Source organism: Amycolatopsis sp. NPDC000009, assembly GCF_055563465.1.
Window position 1 is genome coordinate 297,314 of sequence record NZ_JBVHDI010000007.1, and the last position, 22,837, is coordinate 320,150.

At 70.4% G+C, this 22,837-nt stretch carries 24 protein-coding genes; 14 read left to right on the plus strand and 10 right to left on the minus strand.

The annotated features are described in order from the left end of the window. Positions 1-27 precede the first annotated feature (27 nt). Together ACZ3HL_RS21705 and ACZ3HL_RS21710 are read left to right on the plus strand one after the other, a co-directional pair. Positions 28-858: an alpha/beta fold hydrolase gene (locus ACZ3HL_RS21705; protein WP_465533090.1), complete on the plus strand. Its 831-nt coding sequence runs from the start codon at positions 28-30 to the stop codon at positions 856-858. Further along, positions 855-1,397, plus strand: coding sequence for a histidine phosphatase family protein (locus tag ACZ3HL_RS21710; RefSeq protein ID WP_465533092.1), 543 nt, complete (start codon positions 855-857; stop codon positions 1,395-1,397). Before ACZ3HL_RS21705 ends, ACZ3HL_RS21710 begins: the two co-directional genes overlap by 4 nt. Here ACZ3HL_RS21710 and ACZ3HL_RS21715 read toward each other — a convergent pair whose 3' ends face one another. Continuing rightward, positions 1,398-2,513: a C40 family peptidase gene (locus ACZ3HL_RS21715; protein WP_465417168.1), complete on the minus strand. Its 1,116-nt coding sequence runs from the start codon at positions 2,511-2,513 to the stop codon at positions 1,398-1,400. An 80-nt stretch (positions 2,514-2,593) separates the two neighbouring features. Here ACZ3HL_RS21715 and ACZ3HL_RS21720 point away from each other — a divergent pair, with 80 nt between their 5' ends. From ACZ3HL_RS21720 to ACZ3HL_RS21740, 5 genes are all read left to right on the plus strand, one after another. Beyond that, positions 2,594-3,418 carry a biotin--[acetyl-CoA-carboxylase] ligase gene (locus tag ACZ3HL_RS21720; protein WP_465417166.1) on the plus strand — a complete coding sequence of 275 codons (825 nt, stop codon included), beginning with the start codon at positions 2,594-2,596 and terminating at the stop codon, positions 3,416-3,418. A 97-nt stretch (positions 3,419-3,515) separates the two neighbouring features. Then, positions 3,516-4,091 carry a PH domain-containing protein gene (locus tag ACZ3HL_RS21725; protein ID WP_465533094.1) on the plus strand — a complete coding sequence of 192 codons (576 nt, stop codon included), beginning with the start codon at positions 3,516-3,518 and terminating at the stop codon, positions 4,089-4,091. Next, the gene (locus ACZ3HL_RS21730; protein WP_465533096.1) at positions 4,091-5,023 is read left to right on the plus strand and encodes a hydroxymethylglutaryl-CoA lyase; all 933 of its coding nucleotides are present in this window, start codon (positions 4,091-4,093) and stop codon (positions 5,021-5,023) included. Before ACZ3HL_RS21725 ends, ACZ3HL_RS21730 begins: the two co-directional genes overlap by 1 nt. 119 nt (positions 5,024-5,142) lie before the next feature. Continuing rightward, on the plus strand, positions 5,143-5,943 hold the full coding sequence (locus tag ACZ3HL_RS21735) for a TNT domain-containing protein (RefSeq protein WP_465533098.1): 801 nt from the start codon (positions 5,143-5,145) through the stop codon (positions 5,941-5,943). Further along, positions 5,940-6,215: a hypothetical protein gene (locus ACZ3HL_RS21740; RefSeq protein WP_016331362.1), complete on the plus strand. Its 276-nt coding sequence runs from the start codon at positions 5,940-5,942 to the stop codon at positions 6,213-6,215. The genes ACZ3HL_RS21735 and ACZ3HL_RS21740 overlap by 4 nt, the downstream gene beginning before the upstream one ends. A gap of 180 nt (positions 6,216-6,395) precedes the next feature. Here the strand turns inward: ACZ3HL_RS21740 and hisN are convergent, their stop codons facing one another. Next, on the minus strand, positions 6,396-7,184 hold the full coding sequence (hisN, locus tag ACZ3HL_RS21745) for a histidinol-phosphatase (protein WP_465533182.1): 789 nt from the start codon (positions 7,182-7,184) through the stop codon (positions 6,396-6,398). 39 nt (positions 7,185-7,223) lie between these two features. Between hisN and ACZ3HL_RS21750 the strand changes: the two genes are divergently transcribed. The 3 genes from ACZ3HL_RS21750 to ACZ3HL_RS21760 all read left to right on the plus strand — a co-directional run bounded on the left by ACZ3HL_RS21750 (position 7,224) and on the right by ACZ3HL_RS21760 (position 9,790). Next, a complete protein-coding gene (locus ACZ3HL_RS21750; protein ID WP_465417361.1) occupies positions 7,224-7,928 on the plus strand; it encodes a response regulator transcription factor in 705 nt (234 codons plus the stop codon). 1 nt (position 7,929) lies between these two features. After that, positions 7,930-9,213 (plus strand): ATP-binding protein, encoded by a 1,284-nt coding sequence (locus tag ACZ3HL_RS21755; protein ID WP_126735183.1) that lies wholly within the window; start codon positions 7,930-7,932, stop codon positions 9,211-9,213. 64 nt (positions 9,214-9,277) lie between these two features. Further along, on the plus strand, positions 9,278-9,790 hold the full coding sequence (locus tag ACZ3HL_RS21760; protein ID WP_465417154.1) for a hypothetical protein: 513 nt from the start codon (positions 9,278-9,280) through the stop codon (positions 9,788-9,790). Here the strand turns inward: ACZ3HL_RS21760 and ACZ3HL_RS21765 are convergent. The 8 genes from ACZ3HL_RS21765 to ACZ3HL_RS21800 all read right to left on the minus strand — a co-directional run bounded on the left by ACZ3HL_RS21765 (position 9,768) and on the right by ACZ3HL_RS21800 (position 17,834). Beyond that, positions 9,768-10,181 (minus strand): hypothetical protein, encoded by a 414-nt coding sequence (locus ACZ3HL_RS21765; protein ID WP_465533100.1) that lies wholly within the window; start codon positions 10,179-10,181, stop codon positions 9,768-9,770. The two genes, ACZ3HL_RS21760 and ACZ3HL_RS21765, sit on opposite strands and share 23 nt — an antisense overlap. Positions 10,182-10,185: 4 nt before the next feature. Further along, a complete protein-coding gene (locus tag ACZ3HL_RS21770; protein WP_465533102.1) occupies positions 10,186-10,818 on the minus strand; it encodes a helix-turn-helix transcriptional regulator in 633 nt (210 codons plus the stop codon). A gap of 135 nt (positions 10,819-10,953) precedes the next feature. After that, entirely contained in the window at positions 10,954-11,601 is a 648-nt protein-coding gene (locus ACZ3HL_RS21775) for a response regulator (protein ID WP_465533104.1), read from the minus strand. A gap of 269 nt (positions 11,602-11,870) precedes the next feature. Further along, positions 11,871-12,707 carry an NAD(P)H-binding protein gene (locus tag ACZ3HL_RS21780; protein ID WP_465533106.1) on the minus strand — a complete coding sequence of 279 codons (837 nt, stop codon included), beginning with the start codon at positions 12,705-12,707 and terminating at the stop codon, positions 11,871-11,873. Between the two features lie 11 nt (positions 12,708-12,718). Further along, positions 12,719-14,077, minus strand: a complete 1,359-nt coding sequence (locus tag ACZ3HL_RS21785; RefSeq protein WP_465533108.1) for an MDR family MFS transporter — start codon at positions 14,075-14,077, stop codon at positions 12,719-12,721. A 246-nt stretch (positions 14,078-14,323) separates the two neighbouring features. Continuing rightward, positions 14,324-14,863, minus strand: a complete 540-nt coding sequence (locus ACZ3HL_RS21790; RefSeq protein ID WP_465417138.1) for a GtrA family protein — start codon at positions 14,861-14,863, stop codon at positions 14,324-14,326. Positions 14,864-15,079: 216 nt separating this feature from the next. Then, positions 15,080-15,583 carry a GtrA family protein gene (locus ACZ3HL_RS21795; protein WP_465533110.1) on the minus strand — a complete coding sequence of 168 codons (504 nt, stop codon included), beginning with the start codon at positions 15,581-15,583 and terminating at the stop codon, positions 15,080-15,082. A 10-nt stretch (positions 15,584-15,593) separates the two neighbouring features. Next, positions 15,594-17,834: a sigma-70 family RNA polymerase sigma factor gene (locus tag ACZ3HL_RS21800; RefSeq protein ID WP_465533112.1), complete on the minus strand. Its 2,241-nt coding sequence runs from the start codon at positions 17,832-17,834 to the stop codon at positions 15,594-15,596. 311 nt (positions 17,835-18,145) lie between these two features. Between ACZ3HL_RS21800 and ACZ3HL_RS21805 the strand changes: the two genes are divergently transcribed. The 4 genes from ACZ3HL_RS21805 (at position 18,146) to ACZ3HL_RS21820 (ending at position 22,831) form a co-directional block, all read left to right on the plus strand. Further along, entirely contained in the window at positions 18,146-19,018 is an 873-nt protein-coding gene (locus ACZ3HL_RS21805; RefSeq protein ID WP_007031897.1) for a nucleotidyl cyclase domain-containing protein, read from the plus strand. Positions 19,019-19,100: 82 nt separating this feature from the next. After that, positions 19,101-20,453 (plus strand): glycosyltransferase 87 family protein, encoded by a 1,353-nt coding sequence (locus ACZ3HL_RS21810; protein WP_465533114.1) that lies wholly within the window; start codon positions 19,101-19,103, stop codon positions 20,451-20,453. After that, positions 20,428-21,633 (plus strand): glycosyltransferase 87 family protein, encoded by a 1,206-nt coding sequence (locus ACZ3HL_RS21815; protein WP_465533116.1) that lies wholly within the window; start codon positions 20,428-20,430, stop codon positions 21,631-21,633. Before ACZ3HL_RS21810 ends, ACZ3HL_RS21815 begins: the two co-directional genes overlap by 26 nt. 13 nt (positions 21,634-21,646) lie before the next feature. Beyond that, positions 21,647-22,831, plus strand: a complete 1,185-nt coding sequence (locus tag ACZ3HL_RS21820) for a 5-(carboxyamino)imidazole ribonucleotide synthase (RefSeq protein WP_465417125.1) — start codon at positions 21,647-21,649, stop codon at positions 22,829-22,831. The last annotated feature ends 6 nt before the right edge of the window (positions 22,832-22,837 follow it).

Sequence of the window (22,837 nt, forward strand, 5' to 3'; positions counted from 1 at the left end):
GGCTCCAGAGTGCCCTACCCTCGGGCCATGGTGAGCGAGTCCGACGTGGACCTGGGGGACGGGACCACCCTTCACACTTACGACACGGGTGGGGCCGGGCCGGTGGTCTTCTGGCATCACGGCACCCCGAACATCGGCGCCCCGCCGGTCCCGCTGTTCGCGGCCGCCGAGCGGCTCGGGTTGCGGTGGGTCTCCTACGACCGGCCCGGTTACGGCGGTTCCTCGCCGCGGCCCGGCCGGGATGTCGCGTCGGCGGCGTCGGACGTCGAGAAGATCGCCGACGCCCTGGAGATCGAGCGGTTCGCGGTCTTCGGGCATTCCGGAGGCGGGCCGCACGCCCTCGCCTGCGCGGCCCTGGTGCCGGAACGAGTGACGGCGCTGGTCTGCGTCGCGAGCCTGGCTCCGTACGACGCCGAGGGGCTGGACTGGTTCGCGGGGATGGGCGCGGCGGGAGTCGCCTCTTTGACGGCGGCCGCGGCCGGCCGGGCGGAAAAGGAGCGGTACGAGGCGACCGCCGGATACGACGCCGAGATGTTCACCCCGGCGGATCACGCGGCCCTGGCGGGCGACTGGAACTGGGTGCTCGACGTGGTCGGTCCCGCGGTCGAGGGCGGGCCCGGCGCGCTGATCGACGACGACCTCGCGTACGTCGCGCCGTGGGGGTTCGCGCCGTCCGACGTCCGGGCCCCGGCCCTGCACCTGCACGGCGGCGCGGACCGGATCGTGCCGCCCGCGCACGGCGAATGGCTGGCCCGGCAGTGCGCGACGGCCGAGTCGCGCGTCTTTCCCGAGGACGGGCACGTCTCGGTCCTCCGTCACGGGGAGGCGGCGCTGGAGTGGCTGGCCGAGCGGGCGTGAGCTGTGACGTCGTCCTGATCCGGCACGCCGAATCCGTTCCGCCTTCGCTGGGAAGGCCCGACGACCCGGAGCGGCCGCTGACCGCGGCGGGCGTGGCGGCCGCGGAACTGCTCGCGCACGAGCTCGCCGCGATGAATCCGACGGCGGTCGTGTCGAGCCCGTACCGGCGAGCGGTCGCGACGGTCGAGCCCGCGGCCAGGAAGGCCGGGCTCGACGTCACGACCCGGTGGGAACTACGCGAGTGGGACTCGGGCTTGGAACCGACACCGGACTACGCCGGGCACTACGAGCGAAGCTGGGCGGATCCGGATTTCGCGCGGCCGGGCGCCGAGAGCCTGCGGCAGCTGACGGCACGCGCGATGGCCGCCGTCGACCGGCTCGCGGAGGAACATGACGGCGGTGTCGTGCTGGTGGGGAGTCACGGGACCTTCGTGTCCCGCCTGCTGGCCGGGGTCAGGCCGGGGATCGGCTGGCCGTTCTCCCGGGACATGCCGATGCCCGCCGTCCATCGGCTGCGATGGGAGCCGGGACCGCCGTAATCAGGCCGCGGGCCTTCCCGCCCCCGTGTAGTCGTCGCCCTTCGAGTGATAGGTGTGGATCTGGACCGCCTGGCCCTGGGTGGGCGCGTTGATCATCAGCCCGTTCCCGAGGTACAGCCCGACGTGGTGGATCCGCGTCGCCGGGTTCCCGTAGAACACGAGGTCGCCGAGTTTCGGCTCGCCGGGCACCTGCGGCAGCGCCCGGAACTGGCTGTCCGCGGTCCGCGGGAGCGAGATCCCGGCTTCGTCGTAGGACTTCTTGGTCAAACCGGAGCAGTCGAAGCCCGCCGCGCCCGCTTCGGGACCGTTGCCGCCCCACACGTACGGGAGGCCCAGCTGGCCGAGGGCGAACCTGGTCGCCTTCACGGCGGGGCTGTCGGCGCGGGCCGGGTCGAGGGACAGGGTCGCGTACAGCTGGGCGTTGCCCAGCACGCGCTGGCGGAACAGTTCGGCGTCGTTGCCCTTGCCGCCCTGGTATCCGGCGATCGCTTTCCACCAGCCGTTGCCGCCGCCGAGGTCGGCCCCGGAGGCGCACAGGGCGCGGCCGGCGGCGACCGAGGCGGAGTCGGGATCGGTGAGCGCGGGTTTCGCGATACCGGGGATCGACGCGCCGTGCTTCTTCCACTGCTGCGCGGACAGGCCGAGCGGGTTGTCGCCGCCCCGTCCGTGGTTCGAGCTCGCCGCGCCGACCCCGGCGAGGGTGACCCAGGACAGGTGACAGTTCGGCTGCTCGCCGCGCAGCGCCAGTTCGCCGTTCGCGTAGCCCATGAGCGACTTCGCCGGGATGTCGAGTGCACCGGCGAGCTTGTTGGCCCACTCTTCGAGCGGCCGGGCACCCTTCGGCGTCTCCTGCGCCTTCACCGGCGCGCTGACTTCGAGCACCGACGGACCCGCGCCGCCGCCGACGGTGGCCGGATCCTGCTTGGCGGCGGGAACGGGAATCGGCTGACGCCCGTCGGCCGGGGCGGGATCGTTGCCTCCCGCCAGCAGCCAGCCCGCCGTCGCGAGCCCCGCGACCAGGGGAAGGGCGACCAGGCCGCGCATCGCCACGCCGTGCGCCCAAGACTTCTTCCGGCTGGTTTCGGGCGCGCTCGGGGCCGGGTCGGGCTCAGTCACGCCGTCCAGGTTATTGGAGACCACCTCTGCGTAACGAGCGAACGCCTTGCACGTTAGGGGGACTCTCATATTCTGGACGAATGAGTGAGACGGGAGCGCTCGACGCCGGGCGCCTGAGTGCCACGCTGTCCGGCCGGTACGCCGCGATCCAGGTCGTGGAGAGCACCGGGTCCACCAACGCCGACCTGCGGGAAGCCGCCGCGAAGGGCGCCGAAGACCGCACCGTGCTGATCGCCGAAGAGCAGACGGCCGGGGTCGGCCGCCGCGCGCGGCAGTGGGCCTCGCCGAAGGGATCGGGCCTCTACGTCAGTGTCCTGCTGCGTCCCGGCGGTGTCCCGTTCGCCAATTTGGGTTCACTTTCCGTGGTCGCGGGCCTCGCGGTGCGGGAGGTCGCCGCGGGCCTCGGCGTCGACGCCGTCCTCAAGTGGCCGAACGACGTCCTCGCCGGCCCCGAGCGCGCCAAATGCGCTGGCATCCTGGCGGAGGCCGTCGCCGGCGACGAGACCACCGTGATCCTCGGCATCGGCCTGAACGTGCTGCCGCTCGGCGAAAACGTCCCGGCCGGGCCCGGCGGCCTGCCCGCGACCTCGCTGGCCGAGCAGGGCGCGACGGAGACCGATCGCGCCGAGATCGCCTCGCGGCTGCTCACCGGTTTCGACGAGCTCGAACGCCGCTGGCGGCTCGCCGCCGGGTCGCTGGCCGAGGCCGGACTGCTCGGGGACTACCGGCGGTACTGCGCCACGCTGGGCCAGGACGTCGAGGTCCAGCTGCCCGACGGAGCGGCCCTGACCGGACGCGCCGCCGACATCGATCCCGCCGGCCAGCTCCAGGTCGACGTTCCGGGTGGTGAGCGGTACACGGTGTTCGCCGGCGACGTCGTCCACGTCCGGCCTGCCAAGGCCTGATCCGTGCGTCTCGATTTCCGGCGTCTCCTCTTCCGCGGGGACCGTTCGCCGGTACGGTGAGCTCACCAGCGCCGAACACACTTTGGGAGCGTCCGTCGTGGCCTATCCGGACGATTTGCTCAGCGAAAACGAGCACGTCGTGGTGCACAGTCACCCGCATTTCAAGATGCTGATCTTCCCGTTCCTCGCGCTGATCGTGACGCTCGGCTTGGGGATTTGGCTGGCCGTCGTCGCGAAGGACGCGACGACCCCGTGGGACCTGATCTCGGAGATCGCGATCGCCGCGGTCGGGCTCGGTCTCGTCGTGTGGCTCTTCCTGGCACCGTTCGTCCGCTGGCGCACGACGCATTTCATCGTGACCACGGACCGGCTGATCGCCCGTGAAGGTGTGCTCAAGCGGACCGGGATCGACATCCCGCTGTCGCGGATCAACAGTGTCCAGTTCGAGCACGGGCTGCTGGACCGCGTGTTCGGCTGCGGCACGCTGGTGATCGAGTCCGCTTCGGACGAACCGCTGAAGTTCGACGACATCCCCAAGGTCGAGCGGGTGCACACGGTCATCTACCGCGAAGTCAACGACAATCCGTACGACGACTTCGCGCCGGGTGCGCCGCAGCAGACCGAACCGCTTCCGCCACCGGGGCACCCGCCGCGCGGAAACCGGCGGCGCTGATGGGCACGCGAGAGCTGGGGCTGCCCGACCGCGTCCCGTCGGCCGCCACGTTGCCGGAGCGGGTGACGATCTGGGAGGTCGGCCCGCGTGACGGTCTCCAGAACGAGAAGTCGATCGTCCCGGTCGAGATCAAACTGGAGTTCCTGGACAAGCTCGCCGCCGCCGGGCTGACCACGCTCGAGGCGACCAGTTTCGTGAGCCCGAAGTGGGTGCCGCAGCTGGCCGACGCCGAGCAACTCCTGGCGGGGCTCGAAAAGCACGAAGGCGTCCGGTATCCGGTGCTCGTCCCGAACGAGCGCGGGCTGGACAGGGCGCTGGAGGCGGGGGTCTCGCATATCGCGATCTTCGCCAGCGCGACCGAAACCTTCGCCAAGAAGAACCTCAACTCGACGGTGGACGACCAGTTCGCGATGTTCGAGCCGGTCGTCACCAGGGCACGGGCCGAAGGGCTCGACGTCCGTGGGTACGTGTCGATGTGCTTCGGGGATCCCTGGGAAGGCGCCGTCCCGGCCGCGCAGGTCGCCGGGGTGGGTGAACGGCTCCTCGACCTCGGCTGTTCGCAGCTCTCGCTCGGCGACACCATCGGCGTCGCCACCGCGGGCCAGGTCGAGGCGCTGATCGGGCGGTTCGCCGACGTCGGCACCCTGGCCGTCCATTTCCACGACACCTATGGCCAGGCGCTGGCGAACACGCTGGCCGCCCTTCGCTGCGGTGTGTCCACTGTGGACTCCTCCGCCGGTGGGCTCGGCGGCTGCCCGTACGCCGAATCGGCCACCGGGAACCTCGCCACCGAAGACCTCGTGTGGATGCTCGACGGTCTCGGCGTCGAAACCGGTGTCGATCTCGACGCGCTGGTGGCGACGAGCAAGTGGATGGCCGGGAAACTGGGCAGGCCGAGCCCGTCCCGGGTGGTCAACGCGCTCGCCGGCTGAACGTTCGCGCGCTTCCGGGTATTCGCCGACGCGAGCGACGGTCGGCGCTAAGGTCGTAACGCGTCCTGTCCGCTGCCTCCCCCGTCACCGGTGGGATTCGATTCCTTGGGGGAGGTGCGGTGACCGATCCGAGCGAGGCCGGAACGGGCCCGATCCGGCTGCCTGCCGAGTACGACGCCCCGACCCCGCCGCACGGGGCGCGCGTTTCGTACGCGCCTTCGCCGTGGCCGCCCGCGGTGGCGCCGCTGCGTGTGCCGTTCCCGCCCCAGCCCGTCGCTCCACCCCCCATGGGGGCCTTGCGGACCGAGCGGGAGAGCGTGATCGCGCTGTTCCTCGTGCACATGTTCCCCATCGGGCATCTGCCGGTCGCGATGGCGAAACCCGAGCGCCAGTTGCCGCTCCCCGAGGGCGGTTCGGGCCCGCAGGATCATCCCGAGGCGGACCTGCTCGACGACCTGGACGCGCTGTCCCACGTCAGCAGTGGTTTCCGGCGCTCGCCGACGGCGCCGGGCGTCGCGCCCCCGGCGGGGTTGAGCAGGGGCCACGACCCGTGGGGCGGAATGTCCGAAGAGGACTGGAAAGCGCGGTTCGTGACCGGAACGGGCCACCTGTGGCCGGACGACGCCGACCCGGCGAGGCCGGTGGTGCTCGAGGTGGGCACCCATCTCGACCGCTTCGGCGATCAGCACGGCCGGGTGTTCGCCGAGGACGCGACCTTGTTTTCGATGCGCTCGCTGCCACCCGATCTGGTCACCTCGTATCGGCGTTACCGCGTCGTGCGGGCGCTGCCGGCCTGGCGTTCGGTGACCGCCGGAGGGTTCGGCCAGCCCGGCGGCGGGGTGCGCTTCCGCACGGTGCTGGGCGCCGATGAACTCGTCACGCTGGGCTTCCTGGCGGACGTCACGGGGGAGGTTCGGTGAACACGGGGACGATCCTGCGGTGGCTGGCCGCACTGGGTGTGCCACCCGAAGTGGTGTCGGTCGGCGCGGAGGCGGACAACGCGTGGTGCCTCATGCGCACCGAGGAAGAAGGCGCCGAACCGGCCTGGGAGGTCTTCTGGCGTGAGCAGGGCAACCGGTACGACTGGGCCCGGTTCACCAGCGAACAGGTCGCCTGCCACTACCTCTTCGGGCGTCTCGCCTGGTCGCAGGTCGCGCGCGGTGCCGTCGGCCTGCTGCCCGGGGCGCAGTGACCCGCTGACCCGGGGAGTTGCGAAAGCCACTTTCGCAACGTTGAAGGTTGCGAAAGTGGCTTTCGCAACTGGCGGCCCCTTGGAGCACGCTTCCCAGCTGGCCCGGCAGCCCCGGCCCCCGATGCGCGTGAAGGCCCCCTTCCCTCGGCTGAGCCGAGGGAAGGGGGCCTTCACGCGCGTTCAGCGCTTCAGGATCGCCAAGACCTCGTCGTGCAGCAGCCCGTTCGTCGAAAGCGCCGAGCCGTTGTCGTAGCGCGCTTCGCCGTTCAGGTCGCTGAACCGGCCACCGGCTTCGGTGATCAGCACCTGGGCCGCGGCGACGTCCCACGGGTTCACGATGCATTCCGCGGCGACGTCGACCGCGCCCTCGGCGACCAGGCAGTGGTGCCAGAAATCGCCGAACGCGCGGCTTTCCCAGCAGGCGTCGACGAGATCCAGGTACTTCTCACGGGAGTGGTACTCCGTCCACGAGTTCAGGTCCGTTGTGGACAGATAGGCGTCTTCGAGCGACGCGACCTTCGACACCGAGATACGGCGTTCCCCGGCGGAGTCGCTCATCCAGGCGCCGTCGCCCTCGGCGGCCCACCAGCGGCGGCCGAGCAGGGGCGCGCTGATCATGCCCACCACGGGCGTGCCGTCTTCGACCAGCGCGATCAGCGTCGCCCAGACCGGGACACCGCGCAGGAAGTTCTTGGTCCCGTCGATCGGGTCGAGCACCCAGGCACGGCCGGTCGCGGCGGTGCCGCCGCGCTCCTCGCCGAGCACCGCGTCGTCCGGCCGGTCCGCGGCGAGGATCGCGCGGATGGCGTCCTCGACGGCGGTGTCCGCGTCGGTGACCGGCGTCCGGTCGGGTTTGCGTTCCACCGCGAGGTCGAGCGCGCGGAACCGGGCGGTGGTGATGGCGTCGGCGGCGTCGGCCAGCCGGGTGGCGAGTTCCAGATCATTCTCGTAGCCAGGCACGGTGACGATGGTTTCACGCCCGGCAGTCGTAGAGTTGGCCAGGTGAGCATGGTGCTACTCGCCGAGGACGACCCGGCCATCGCCGATCCGCTTTCCCGCGCACTCCAGCGGGAGGGGTATGACGTGCGGGTCGTCGCCGACGGCCCGGCCGCCCTCGACGCGACCGAGAGCGACCGGGTGGACCTGCTGGTCCTCGATCTCGGCCTGCCCGGGATGGACGGGCTCGAAGTGTGCCGCCGCCTGCGCGCCAGCGGTACCGAGGTGCCGGTGCTGATGCTCACCGCGCGCACCGACGAGGTCGATTTCGTGGTCGGGCTCGACGCCGGCGCCGACGACTACGTCGCCAAGCCGTTCCGGCTGGCCGAACTGCTGGCCCGTATCCGGGCACTGCTGCGCCGCCGGGCGCCGGACGTGCTCGAAGCCGGGGGAGTGCGGATGGACCTCGGTGCCCGGATGGTCACCGTGGACCTGCACGAGGTGCAGCTGGCGAACAAGGAATTCGAGCTGCTCCGGGTGCTGATGAGCCGCGCGGGCCAGGTGGTCAGCCGAGACGAGATCCTCGCCGAGGTGTGGAACGACCTCGAATCGAAGACCTCGAAGACCCTCGACATGCACATGTCGTGGCTCCGCCGGAAGCTCGCCATAGCCGCCGACGAAGCCGCCGGCCGGGCGGGCAAACCGGGCGGGAACGGCGACGGCGAACGGCGGATCGCCACGGTCCGCGGCGTCGGCTTCCGCTTCAACGCGGAATAGCATGCGCCGACGCATCCTCCTGGCGATCCTGCTCGCCGTCGCGGTCACCGCGGCGGTGCTGGGCATCCCGCTGGGGATCACCGCGTGGCAGCTGGTCGAGAACCTCAACCGCGAGAATCTCGCCTCTTCGGCACGCGGGATCGCGGCGACGCTGGACAACGAGATCGCCGTCGGCCAGCCGATCAACCTCGACCTGGTCCGCGTGGGTGTCCCACAGGGCGGGTTGCTGACCGTCCGCGCCCAGGGGCAGATCGAGAAGCGGTACGGCTCCGACCCGGGCTCCGACGTGGTGTCCGAGAAGGCGCCGATCGCGTTGCACGGCGAGGTCGAGCTGGCCGTGCCCGCAGGGCCGATGCGCACGCGTCAGACCCAGGTCACCCTGCTGGTGGTGCTGCTGGTCGTGCTGTCGGTGGGCACCGGCACGGTGGTCGCGACGGTGACCGCGCGAAGGCTCGCGAAACCGCTGAGACACGTCGCGGATCGCGCGGTCAAACTCGGCGGCGGCGATTTCCGGCCGGATCCCAAACGCTACGGCGTCGGTGAACTCGACATGGTCGCCGAGGCGCTCGACGCGTCCGGTTCGGCGCTCGCCCAGCTCGTCCAGCGCGAAAGACAGCTCGTCGGCGACGTCTCCCACCAGCTGCGGAGCCGGCTGACCGCGTTGCAGCTGCGGCTCGAACCGCTCACCATCCACTCCGACCAGGACGTGGTCGACGAGGCGAAGGCCGCGCAGGAACAGGCCGACCGGCTCGCCGAGGCCCTCGACGAACTGCTGGCCGCCGCGCGTGCGGCGCGCGAGGTCGGCGCCGAACCCGTGAACTTGCAGGAAGTGCTTCCCGAAGTCTCCGAAGAGTGGCGACAGCTGCTTCGCGCCGAAGGAAGGCATCTGCGGATCCGCGTCACCGACGGGCTGAGGGCGAGGGCGACGCCGGGCCGGTTGCGCGAGGTCGTCGGCGTCCTGCTCGACAACGCGCTGCGCCACGGCGCGGGAACGGTGACGCTCGCCGCGCGGCGCGGCGACACGGAAGGCACCGTCGTCGTCGAGGTCGCCGACACCGGATCGGGGGTGCCCGACGAACTCGCGCCGCATATCTTCGAACGCGGTTTCTCCGGCGGCGGGTCGACCGGTGTCGGGCTCGCGCTCGCCCGCGCGCTCATCGAGGCCGACGGCGGTCGGCTGGAGCTGTCGAGCAAGCAGCCCGCGGTGTTCAGCCTCTTCCTGAAGGTGCCCCGGCCGGGCGACGTGGCCGAGGTGCGCTGGCCCGCCGAGCGGGTCCCGCGCTAAGACCTCCCCAAGGATCTCCCGATCGGGCAAGGCCACGGGCCGCGCGCCGACCTACCGTCGGGGGGTGCGTGCGACGGCGTTCCGGTACCACCCGCCGGTGAATCCGGTGGCCGCGGCGACCCTGGAGATCGGCAAGGTGACGGTCACCGTCGGGTTGTCCTTCGACGGCGCGCTGTACGCGTGCCGACGTCCGCCCGGCGTGGTGGAGCGGATGGAGGCCGAAGCCTTGGATCTGCTGTCGAAAGGGTTGTTCGTCAGCGGGATCGACACCCAGGTCGCGACCGTGACCGGGGCCGCGGGACACCGGTTCGCCCAGCGGAGCGTCGAGTTCCGGCCGCCGGACGTCCGGCTCCACCGGGGCGTCTGCGGGGTCGGCGCCAGCCGGAACGGGCTGACCCTGACCGGCATCCTCGGCTACCGCCTCGAAGTCCGCGCGCAGTGGTCGAGACGGGCCGGTGAATGCGGCCCGCCCGGGAGCGCCGCCGAATGGAGTGAGCTCTTCGGCGGGCAGCTGTCGTCCATCGGCGGGGTGGTCCTGCGGCGGTCCTCGGTGCTCAGTCTCGGTACTCCGCCTTGACCGTGACGACGAACGCCGCGCGGGCGGGCAGGCCGAGGCCCGCCCACAATCCGGTCGGATCGGTTCGCCCGAGGGCGATCCGCGACGGCTGCCCGCCGACCATGAGGAACTCCGTCCCGAGCAGGATCCGCAACGAGCGGTCGAGCAGGGTGTGCTCGTCGCGGACCTTGTCCGCCTGTGCCGTGACCAAATAGGACAGTGCACACCGCTGCGCCCGCACGGCGCCGGTTCCCGGGCCGGCGCCGTGCAGGGCGAAGAGGAACAGATCGACGCTCGACACCCGCGTCTCGGTCTGCCAGGCGGGTTTCGGCGGATCCAGCCGGACCACCGTCCCCTCCGGCAGATGGGGCGCGATGAGCAGGCACAGCGCCTCGTCGACCTGGCTGATCACGGGGTCAGATCAATCCCTCGCGCAGTGCGTAAGCCACCGCGTGCGAGCGGTTCCGGAGCTGGAACCGATTGGTCACGTCGTGCAGGATGCTCTTCACCGTGCGCTGCGAATAGCAGAGCTGGTCGGCGATCTCCTGCGTCGAGAACCCCGACGCGACCAGTTTGAGCACCTCGGTCTCCCGGCTGCTCATGCCACCGAAGTGCAGACCGCGCGGCTGCAGCACCTGGCGTTGCAGCCGCGAAACCCGGTGCAGCAGCCTGCCGAGCAGGTCGGGCGGCAGCGCGCCTTCCCCGGCCGCGGCCGCCTTGATCAGCCGGACCAGGACGTCGGCGCCCGCCTCGGATCGGCGGGCGACCGCGCAGACGCCGTGCTCGATGGCGCTGAGGATCTCGTTGTCGTCGACTTCACCCGCGATGAGCACGATGCGGGTGAATCCTTGGTGGTGCAGTGCGGACAGCAGCTGCGTCATGGCCTCGTCGAGGCGGTCGGTGACCAGGAGGGCCACCATGGTCGGGTCGGCGGTCTCCCTGTCCACCAGCCAGACGTCGTCACGGGAGCGGAGCGTCATGCAGACGCCGTTGTGCAAAATCGGATCGGTGGCGCGGACGACCACCGGTGTCCTGTCCGGTTCGAACATGTGATTCCCATTCCCCTCGAACGGTGCGAGGGTCCCACCCCTCGCGCTACTCACCCTGCCGGGTGGGGTGTCCCGAGCGCATGGGACTCCGGTCCCGGAATTGCCCGAAAAGCCGCCCCTATCGGGGTCGCTTTTTCACCGGCCCAACCCTGCTTCGCGGGCACGGACGATCGCTTCGGCGCGATCCGCGACGTGGAGCTTGCTGAAGACGTTCGAAATATGGTTCCGCACGGTTTTCGGGCTGAGACAGAGAGTGCTGGCGATGGCGGTGTTGCTGTGCCCGCCCGCGATGAGCGAGAGGACCTCTCGTTCGCGGACGGTGAGCTCCGGGAACACCGTGTCCGTGCTCGGCTGCGCGCGGTTGAAGAAGCCGAGAACGCGCGTCGCGATGTCAGGCCCGAAGATCGCTTCGCGCCTCGCGACGGCGTGAACGGCGCGGATGATTTCGTCGGGCTCCGCGTCCTTCAGCAGATATCCGCGGGCTCCGGCCCGCATCGCCGAGAAGACGGATTCACTTTCGTCCGCCATCGTCAGCATGAGCACGCCGATGTCCGGCCGTTCGGCGACGATGTGCCGGGTCGCTTCGGCGCCGCTGATGTCGGGCAGATGCAGGTCCATGACCACGACGTCGGGTTGGAGGGCGTTCGCCGCGCTGATCGCGTGCGCGCCGCTCGCGGCTTCGCCGACCACGTCGACCAGCGGTTCGTTGGCGAGCAGTGTGCAGACCCCGAACCGGAACAGCGGATGGTCGTCGACCACGAGCACGCGAAGGCGTTCGTTCATGCAGTTCCCCCTGTCTCCCCGACGCGGCACGTTAGCGAGAGGGCCGCTCGGCGGACAACGCGTGGTCCGGACAGCGGACCGGCGGAAATTGAACGCCTGATGATTATCGCGTATCGCGGTGGCTCGCCCAACCCATTGACCCTTTCGGCCCAAGTTCGGGTCTCAAGTCCGTGAAGGCCTCCTTGCCTACCCTGAAGGTAGGTAAGGAGGCCTTCACGGACCTGCGGGAGCCAGGCGGTAGCAAAGGTCCCTTGCTCCCTTTCCGCAGGTCAGGCGAAGGCGGCGGCGTGCTCCCGAGCCCAGTCCGCGAACGTCAGCGGCGCTCGCCCGAGCAGCTCGCGGACGGTGTCGAACACGATCTCCTCCTTCCCGGCGGACTGCCGTTTGAGCTCGAAGATCCCGTCGACCGCCGAAGCGGGCCAGCCGTACCCGAGCATCCTGGCCCGCGAAGCGGCTTCGGGCTCTTCGACGTACGTCAGCGGTCGCCCGAGCGCGTCACCGAGGATCTCGACCTGCCGCCGCGTCGTGAGCGCTTCGCCGCCGGTGATCGGGTACGTCTTTCCGGCGTGCCCGTCGGTGGTCAGCACGGTCGCCGCGACTTCGGCGATGTCGCGGACGTGCACCAGCGCGGACGCCGGGTCGCCTTCGGGCACGCGGACGACGCCGTCACCGCGCACGGCGTGCAGCCACGCGAACCGGTTGTCCATGAACGTGCCGGGACGCAGGATCGTCCAGTCCGGCCCGGCTTCGCGAACGGCCCGTTCGGCATCGGCGTGTACGAGGGAGATGGGGTCGGTCTGTCCGAAGTGGACGCCAGTCGTGGAGAGCTTGACGACGTGCGAGACGTCGGCGGCGGCCTTGAGCACGGCTCGCTCTTGGGCGAGCGGATCCGAGCCGTGGCCGGAGGTCAGCACGAACACGCGATCGACGCCGTCGAGCAGCGCGGGGTCGAAGGCGTCGAGATCACCGGCGGCGACCTCGGCGCGCGGATCGATCCGGGCGCGCGCGGGGTCGCGCGTCAGGGCACGCACGCGAGCGCCCCTGTCCAGCAGCGCGGGGACGAGCTCGCGGCCGATTTTGCCGGTGGAACCGAGAACGAGGATCATCGAAGGACTCCTTAGTGGTTGCGCCGCAAGGAAACGCGCGGCAGGAAGAGGGAAGCGGCGAGGCCGACGGCCAAGGCGGGGACCATCACCCAGAACACGCCATCGAGCGCGGAGGCGTACCCGGCCGGGCTGCCGGTCTCGAACGAACCGGTGAACACCGCGCCGAAAACGGTCAGCCCGGCCGTGGTGCCGAGGGAACGCAGGAAACCGACGGTCGCCGATACGGCGCCGAGATCGGTCCTGGCGACGTTCTGCTGCGCCGCCATGGAGAGCACCTGCATGTTGAGCCCCGCCGCCGCGCCGAACACGACGAGGTAGGCGACGACGAGCGGCAACGGCGTCGTTTCGTCCATTGTGGACATGGCGAGCGCGGCGGCGAGGCCGAGGGTCATGCTGAGGATCGGCGCCCAGCGGTAGGCGCCGGTCTTGGCGATGACGCGGCCCGCGACCATCGACGACGCGGCGACCGTGAGCGTCATGGGCAGCAGCAGAAGCCCGGCTTCCGAAGGTCCGGCGCCGCCCGCGGTCTGCAGGAAGAGCGCCAGATAGTTGACCGAACCCAGGAAGACGAACCCGGCGGCGGCACTGGCCAGCACGCTGAGGCCGAACATCCGGGAGCGGAAGAGCCGGAGCGGGATCACCGGTTCGGCCACCCGGCGTTCGATGAGCACGAAGGCGGCGAGCAGTGCCGCGCCGATCGAGGCCGACAGCGGCGTCGCCAGGGTCAGTCCGACGATCGCTCCGGCGAGGACGACGATCCCCGCGAGATCGAACGGTGCGGTCGTCCGGCGTCGTTCGAGGCGCAGGTAGCGCGCGACGACGCCGAACGCGGCCAGCCCGATCGGCACGTTGAGACCGAAGATCGACCGCCAGCCCGCGAGATCGGTCAGGACACCGCCGACGACAGGACCCGCGAGCGAGGACCCGGCGAAGCAGATCGAGAACCAGGCGAAGTAGCGGGCGCCTTCGCGTCCCGGGAACAGTTCGCCGATGATCGCGGCGACGGCGACGAACAGGCCGCCGGAGCCGATGCCCTGCAGCACGCGGGCGGCGATCAGCAGCGGCATCGTCGGCGCGAGCGCGCAGGCGAGGGAGCCGAGGACGAACAGCGCGATCGCGGCGAGCACGACGCGTTTGCGGCCGAAGAGGTCGCCGAGTTTTCCGTAGACGGGCGCGCTGACGCTGCCCGCGAGCAGGTAGGCGGTGGTGACCCAGGCGAACGACGCGGCGCCGCCGAGTTCGCCGACCATGCGCGGCAGCGCGGTCGCGACGACCTGGGCGTCGAGCATCGCCAGGAACACGGCGGCGAAGAGCCCGACGAGGGCAAGGGTGTTTCGGGCGCGCGGAGGCGCGCCGAGAGCGGTGCTCAAGGAGAGATCCATTCACTGGAAGAAACGAGGGAACGCGAGGGACGCGGAGCAGCGCTCGAAAGCGGCCCCGGATCCCCGCCAAGACGGGAAAAGGCTCAACCGTCATCCGAACCGGATGCGGTCCTCTTCGCGCTTGGCGATCACCTCGAATTCGTCCCGCTCGGCCGTACGAACCCGGCCGGCGTCATCAGTGAAGGAACATCAACATGGATGACTCTAGACAATCACATGTCTTGTGACAAGTATTTAACGGAGAGGAACGACGTCGTCGTCGGGCTCGTCGCTGTCCCGGCGGCGTTTGCCCAGCTCATCGGGGAAGACCCACTTCTTGAAACCCCAGAAGCGGAAGAACATCGCCAGCAGCATGCCGACGATCGACCCGCTGGTGAAGTCCGCCAGCTCCTGGACGAACCGCGTCACGTGCGGCACTTCGAGGTCGAAGATGTAGCGCGACGTGTAGAGCGGGATCAGGTTGACCACCACGGCGATTCCGCTGATCACGAAGAAGAGCGCCGCTTCGTGATGCCGTTCGCGGCCGCCGCGGGTCCGGAAGGACCACTCGCGGTTGAGGATGTAGGACACGATCGTCGCGACGATGATCGCGATGGCCTTCGCCGTGGTCGGCTTCGACTCCAGCACGCTGAGTTTCAGCAGGTACCAGACGCCGTTGTCGACCAGGAACGTCGTGCCGCCCACGATCGCGAACTTCAACAGCTCACGGTGCTTGATCAGCACGGATCGGAGCGGCTCGGGCGTCCTGGAGAGGACGGATTCGACCACGGTCACCAGATCAGTCTAATTCGCGATGCCCGCCGAACGGGTCGGCAGGGGATGGACAGCGCGATATCCGGCGCTTTGGGCGGTTCGGGGATCCCGGCTGATCGCCCCGCCTCCGGTGGCGTTGCGAAAGCCACTTTCGCAACCTTCAACGTCGCGAAAGTGGCTTTCGCGACACGCCACCCCGCCCGGGGGAGCAAGGGACCTTTGCTACCACTTGGCAGGTCAGGCGGCGGGATCGTCGGGAATGCCGGAAATGTCCCGCTCGCCGCCGCCCCGCAGCAGCCGCGGCCGGGCGCCGGCCTCCGGGAAGACCCACTTCTTGAACGACCACCAGCGGAAAGCCGTGCCGAGCAGGGTGCCGACGATCACGCCGCTGACGAAGTCGGCGACCTCCTGGGTCAGCAGCCCGACGTAGGGCTGCTCCAGCTTGAACACGTACCGCGAAACCAGCTGCGGAAGCGCGTTGAGGCCGAGCGCGATCGCGCTGAGCAGGAAGAAGAGCGCCGCTTCGTGGGCCCGCTCACGCCCGCCGCGGCTGCGAAAGGACCACTCACGGTTCGCGACGTACGAGAAAACGGTCGCCACCAGCACGCCGATGATCAGCGCGGTGACCGGTTTGTCGGTCAGCACGGTGAACTTGAGCCCGTAGGTGATCGTCATCGTGATGACGAAGCTCGCGCCGCCGACCAGTACGAACCGCAGCAGTTCGCGATGCTTCCCCCGCATGCGGGCGACGCTACTGGAAAACGCGGTCGACCACTCCGTTGGGCCGCGTGGTCGGCTTGGACTTGCCGGGCTGCGGCGGCGCGCTCGTGGTGGTGGTCGTCTCCGCCGGCTGGGACGGCTCCCGCTGCGCAGGCTCCGAAGGCGTCACGGACGTCAAGGGCTTCTTCGTCGGAACGGGCCACCCTGGCCGCCCTGGCTTTGTCGTGTCCGGAGCGCCCGAAGGCTTCGAAGTGACCGAAGGCAGTGAAGGCACAGTGGTCGACGGGAGCAGCGCGTTGTCGTCACACCAGTGGCGCCAGCAGTCGAAGTAGACCTGGGCGGGATCAGCCTTCGCGGTGCCGAGGGTGGCGTTCACCGTCACCGGGACGTTCTCCGGCGGGCGGCCCTTCAACCGCACCCACAGGCTCGCCTGACGCCCCGGAGTCAGCGAGCCGCGCGAAGTGCACGACGCGCCTTCGCCGGTCGGAGCGCATCGGATGCCGGACACGCTCCACGAGCTGAGCACGCGATGATCGAGAGTGATCGTCACCGGCTTCGTCGTCTCGCCCGTGTTCTTCACGCGGATCATCACCAGCGGATTGCGATTCCACGGGAACGCCGACAGGTCGTCGCTCTTGGCCGTCAGGGTGAGGTCGTCCCGCGGCTCCGGGGGTTTCGGTCGTGCCGGCACCTTGACCCGCACCTCGACCCGGACGTTGAGCTGCGCGCCCGCCGTCACCGACCCGGTCACGGTGCTGCCGTCCCTGGCCGTTTCGTCGGCGAGCAGCCGGAACGTCAGCACCGCGGACTGGCCTGGCTCGAGGCCGGTACCGGTCCGGCAGGTCACCGTGCCCGTGCCGCCGGGGCAGCTCACCGCGATCGTGGCGGGTGCCTGCTGCCGGAAGCCGGTGGTGCCCACCGCGCCGCCACCGCCGGCGGGAATGGCCCGCACACCCTCCGGCAGAGTCAGGGAAACCGCCACGGGCTCGGACTTCGATCCACCGTCGTTGCGCACGGTGATCGGCAGGTTTGCCGGTTCGCCGGGCTTCAGCTGGACGCCGTCGGGCGGGGTCGACGCCGTTATGGAAGGAGACGCCGGGCTCGTCGGCGAAGGCGCGGGTGTGGGAGCCGGGGCGGGCGCCGGGGCCTGGGCCGGAGGCGGTACCTGCTGAGCGGGCGGCACGGGCTGCTGCGCCGGCGGGCCGGCCGGAGGCGCCGGGGGCGGGGCGGCCGGTGGGGGAGCGGGCGCCGCGGCGGGCGGCGCGACCGCCGCCGCGGCCGGGATCTCCTGCGTGCCGCCACCGGCGGCGAGCGCCACCGCGACGGCGGCGACGATGGCCGCGCTCGATCCGGCCACTCCGGCGAATTGACGCGGTCCGGCCGCGGCCGCGCCGGCGGCGCCGCCCGAAGTCGAACCCGCCGCGGCGGCCGTCGCGGCCGCGGTGACCGCGCCCGCCTTGCCCGCCCCGGTCGTCGCCAGGTAACCGAGAGCCGCGCCACCGAGCACGATCGGCGCGATGATCCCGCGCAGACCGGTGTTGACGTCGGCCAGTTCCGCGGCCAGCGCGCGGCATTTCTCGCATTCGTCCAGGTGGTTCTCCACCTGGGTCCGTTCGCGTTTGGACAACCCGTCCCGGGTCCAGGCGCCGAGCTTTTCGGCGCTCGCGCGGCACCTTTCGGCGGAGTTCTCGGCCAGGTGGACCTGCAGATACGCCTGCCGCAGCCCTTCACGGGCGCGGTAGGCGAGCGCGGAGACACCGTTCGCGGTCAGGCCTAGCAGCGGAGCGACTTCGGCGGGCGTCTGACCCTCGATCTCGGTGTGCCACAGCACCGCCTGCCACCGCTCGGGCAGCCGGGTGAACGCCTTCGCGGCGAGCGTGCGCTCGAGCCCGGCGACGGCGGTGTCGGAGAAGGGGACGGTCAGCGCCTCGCCGACGGCACCGCCGACGTCGGACATGTCCTCGTTCAGGTCGACGCGTTTGTCCTTGCGCGTCTTGTCGTAGGCGGTGTGCCGGAGCGCGGTCAGCAGGTACGCGCGAAACGCGGCGTCGGGGCCTTTGCCGCCGCGCAGCGTGTCCAGCACCTTCGCGAAGGCTTCCGAAACGAGGTCGTCGGCCTCGGAACTCGAGCGGGCCAGCTGGCGGGCGAGGTTGTGCGCCGCGCCGGCGTGGCGCTCGTAGAGGGTTCCGTAAGACGCGATCTTCCCGTCACGAACCTCGGCGATCAGCTCGGCGTCACTCTTACCGGAGAGATCGGCGGGAACGGTGGACACGGGGCTCCTTCATCTGCTGGTCCGGCGGGTTCTACTGTCTTAAACGCCCGAACACGCTCAGTGTGACGGACAGGGCGACGCACGTCACCTCGCGGTCCCTTCGATGACCCGTAGGGCGCAACGCCATCACCCAGGACGGGTCGGATTTCGAGCCGCGCGCGCAGCGCGTCCGTTGAGGGCGGTGGCGGGGGCATGGATGGAGAGTTCGGAAAGATCCTTGAAAAACGCCGTCACGCGCGGCGTGGACGGGCGTCCCCACCGTGAAGCGATCGCAAGATCGACAAGATCGGAACGGAAAGGGGCGGTGGGCAGTGGACGTACCGGCCACCGGTGCGCCGTCCGGGGGATCCGATGGGCAAGCCGCCTGGAACCGGTTCGAACGAGATCGCACGCTCCGCGCACTGCGGGCCCGCTGGCGGACGGCCAGCCTGGCCGCGGGCTGGCGTTTCCCGAGTGACTGGGGTCTTCCCGAGGTCGACGCCGTCTGCGCTGCGGTGATCAAGAACGGCCGGGTCGCGCCCGCCGAAGTGGCGGAGACCGCCCTCGCGGGTCTGGGCAGGGCACGGGCCGCGGCGGGCGCGGGGCTCGCCGAAACGCTCGCGGACCTCGCGGCGTTGCACGCCGTGCTCGCCGACCCGGACGCGGTCGACGGCTTCCTCGCGCCGGATGTCGATTCCACCCCGTCCCGGTTGCTGAGGGTGACGGCGCTCGCCTGGGCGGACGTCGCGACCGATCAGCTGGTGAACACCGAGGTCACCGAACCCCTGACCGGGTTGCCCACCGCCGCTTACCTGAGGACCCGGCTGAGTGAGCTGTACCGCCAGGCCCGCCGTGACGAGCGGCCGGTCGCGGAGGCGCACACGCTGCTCGTGGTCTCGATGGACTTCAGCTCCGTCGCGGGCTGGCCCCGGCTGACCGGGATGATCCTGGTCGCGGACGCGCTCAAGCAGGTGTTCGACGGTGGGGAGAGCGTCGCCTCGATCGGGCCGTCCGTCGCGGGCGCCCTCGTGCCGAAGGACGTGCGGCTCGCTTCGTCCGGCGTCGCGCTGCGCAGGGCGCTCAACGAGCGGCTCTCCGTGGACGCCCAGTTGCGGGACACCGGCCGCCCGCAGATTTCGGCGGTCCGGCTCCCGGCGACCTACGACCTCGCGTGCGACCTCCTCGGCACCCTCGCGCGCTCCTGACGCGGAGGTAGCGTAAGACGTTCTCCAGGTCACGGCCGACCCTGTCGACCAGGGACGACCCGGTTCATGATTTCCTGTTCGCGTGACCCGGACTGTTCCCGCCGACGCCAACGGCGACGTTTCGGCGAGCCGCCCGCAGCATCGCCTGTCGCTGCGGAAGTCGCTCGCCCGCTTGTCCGTCCGGCCGAGATCGATCCTGATCCTGTCGGTGATCCCGCTGGTCGCGATCGGTTTCGGGATTTGGGGCTGGCAGCACGAGTGGGTGCTGGGAGTGGACAGCGCGGTCTACCGCGCCGGTGCCGAGACACTGCTCAACGGCGACTCGCTGTACGACGCGAACACACTTCCGGTGGAACCGTGGTGGGCGCTGCTGCCGTTCACCTACCCGCCGACCGCCGCGCTGCTGTTCATCCCGCTCGCGATCGTCCCGACGCAGGTCGCCTGGGGGCTCCTGACCGCGGTCTCGCTGCTCGCGCTGGCGCTGTGCGTCCGGATCGCCATCGGCGCGCTGCCGAAGCCCTCGGCCGACGGCCCCCGCTGGTGGGCCTCGCCCGCCCGGTCGACGATCGCGTTCTTCCTGGTCTTCCTCGGCCTCGAGCCGGTGTGGCGCACGATCTTCCTCGGTCAGATCAACATCATCCTGATGGCGCTGGTGATGCTCGACATCCTGGTCATCGGGGCCAGGGGCAGCCGCTGGGGCGGCGTGCTCGTCGGCGTCGCGGCCGCGGTCAAGCTCACCCCGATCGTGTTCCTGGGGCATCTGTTCATCACCGGCCGCCGGATGGACGCCGTGCGCGGGCTCGTCACCTTCGTCGTGATGCAGGGCCTGATGTTCCTGATCATCCCGCACGACGCGGCCCGGTACTGGACCTACACGCTGCCCGACACCGGCCGTATCGGCCCGGTGCACTGGGCTGGCAACCAGTCGCTGAACGCGCTGATGAACCGCTTCACCGAGCTCGCGCCCTGGGCGTCGAAAGCGGCGATGGGGATCGGCGCGCTGCTCGCCATCCCGGCGATCTGGCTGGTGCTGCGTTTCCACCGCAAGGGGCAGGCGCTCGCCGCGATGCTGGTCACGGCGTTCTGGATCCTGCTGATCTCGCCGATCTCCTGGACGCATCACTGGGTGTGGGTGGCGCCGCTGGTCGTCCTGCTGGTCTCGCGGCTGCCGAAGACCACGCCCGCCACCGCGTGGAAACGCTGGCTCGGCACCTTCGCCGTGTTCTTCGTCTTCATCAGCTGTGTCCTGCTGATCCTGCCGAACGGCCGCAACGTCGAGCTCCACTGGAAGGTGTGGCAGAACATCCTCGGCAGCGCGTACATCTTCATGCCGCTGGTGCTGGCGATGGCCCTCGCCGGACGCTGGTGGTACCTGCGCCGGAAGCACGGCTCCGGGGATACCGAAAAGCATGCTGAAGTCGCGTCCGGCGGCTGAGCCCCGGCTGGTCGGGATCACGCTGGCGGGTGCGCTCGCACTGGCGATGCTCACGCTGGGCGTCGTCGCGTGGCTCGGTGAATGGCACCTCGGCGCGGACAGCGCCGTCTACCGGGCCGGCGCGCTCACGCTGCTGAAGGGTGAACCGCTCTACACCCGCGAGGCGCTGACGACCCTGCCGTTGTGGGTGCTGCTGCCGTTCACCTACACCCCGGCCGCGGCACCGCTGTTCCTGCCGCTCGCGATCGTCCCCGCCGGGCTTACCTGGGGTGTCGTCGGCGCTCTGTCGCTGGTCTGCCTCAGCGTGGTGATCTCCGTGGTCGCCCGTGCCTGCGGCGCCCCCATCACCCGGTGGTGGGTGCTCCCGCTGGCCACGGCGGGCGCACTGGCGCTGGAGCCGGTCTGGAAGACGATCTTCCTCGGGCAGATCAACCTCGTCCTGATGGCGCTGATCGTCCTCGATGTCCTGGTGCTTTCGGCACGCGGTTCGCGCTGGGCCGGGGTGCTGATCGGGATCTCGGCGGCGATCAAGCTGACGCCGCTGATCTTCGTGCCGCATCTGCTGTTCACCGGCCGCTGGCGGGACGCGCTGCGGGCGCTCGGCACCTTCGTCGCGCTCGAAGCCGTGATGTTCGCGGTGATCCCCGGTGACGCCGTCCGGTTCTGGACCGAATCCGCGACCGACCCCAGCCGGGTCGGCTCCGTGCACTGGATCTTCAACCAGTCACTCAACGGCCTGGTGAACCGCGCTTCGGAACTCGCGTCGTGGTCACTGGCGGTGGCCATCGCGATCGCCGCCGTCCTGGCCGTACCCGCCGTCTGGCTGGTCGTGCGCCTGCACCGCCGCGGCGACCCGGTCGGCGCGTTGCTGGTGACCGCGTTCTACGGGCTGCTGCTCTCGCCGGTGTCCTGGTCACACCACTGGGTGTGGACGGTGCCGCTGCTCGTCCTGCTCGTGGTCCGCCGATCGTGGGTTCCGGCCGCGGGCGTCGCGGTGCTGTTCGCGAGCGGCTTGATCATGTTCGTGCCCAACGGCGGGGAGACCGAGTTCGGCTGGGGACCGGGTTGGTCGCTGCTCGGGAACGTCTACGTCCTCACGGCTGCGATCGCCATCACAGGCCTGGCGGTGCGGGAGCTGCGACGTGGGTCCGCCCAGGTCGTGGCGGTGGCGGCCAAGTAATCTGCTCCTCGTTATGGACAAACGAACCGGTCTTCCGATCGTGGGCATGGTGGGCGGCGGGCAGCTGGCCAGGATGACCCACCAGGCGGCGATCTCCCTCGGCCAGTCCCTGCGCGTGCTGGCCGCCGGGGAGAACGACTCCGCCGGCCTCGTCGCGGGCGAGGTCGTGCACGGGCACCACACCGACCTCGAAGCGCTGCGCTCGTTCGCCGCCGGGGTCGACGTGCTGACGTTCGACCACGAACACGTTCCCGGTGAGCATCTGCTGACCCTCGCGATGGAAGGCGTCACCATCCGGCCCGATCCGGCCGCGTTGTCGATGGCGCAGAACAAGCTCGTCATGCGCGAGATGATGGCCGGGCTCGAGATCCCCGGCCCCGCCTTCGCCGAAGTGTCCTCTGTGGACGATGTGATCACCTTCGGCGACAAGCACTCCTGGCCGGTGGTGCTCAAAGCGGCGCAGGGCGGCTACGACGGGCGCGGTGTCTGGATGCTCGACACCGCGCAGCACGCCCGCGAGACCGTCCCCGAACTGCTCGACGCCGGAACCCCCTTGCTGGTCGAGGAAAAGGTCGTCATGCGGCGCGAACTGTCCGCGCTCGTGGCGCGGTCGCCGTTCGGGCAGGGCGCGGCGTGGCCGGTGGTGGAGACCGTGCAGTCCGGCGGGATCAACACCGAGGTGCTCGCCCCGGCGCCGGGGCTGAGCGCCGGGCGCACGCAGGAGGCGCAGGACCTGGCGCTGCGGATCGCCGCGACGCTGAACGTGACCGGCCTGCTCGCCGTCGAGCTGTTCGAGACCGACGAAGGCCTGCTGGTCAACGAACTCGCCATGCGCCCGCACAACTCGGGCCACTGGACCCAGGACGGCTCGAAGACCTCACAGTTCGAGCAGCACCTGCGTGCCGTGCTCGACTACCCGCTCGGCGTGACCGACCTGATCGCCCCCGCCTGTGTGATGGCGAACGTCCTCGGCGCCCCCGAGGCCCCGGCGATGGGCCCGGACGAACGGCTGCACCACCTGTTCGCGCGATACCCCGACATTCGCGTTCACCTGTACGGCAAGGGCGAGCGTCCCGGCCGCAAGCTCGGCCACGTCAACCTCGTCGGCGAACGCATGGAGGAGCTGCGCGATCGTGCACTGCTCGCCGCGCACTGGCTTTCCCACGCCGTCTGGCTCGACGGCTACGAAATTCACTAGGAGTAG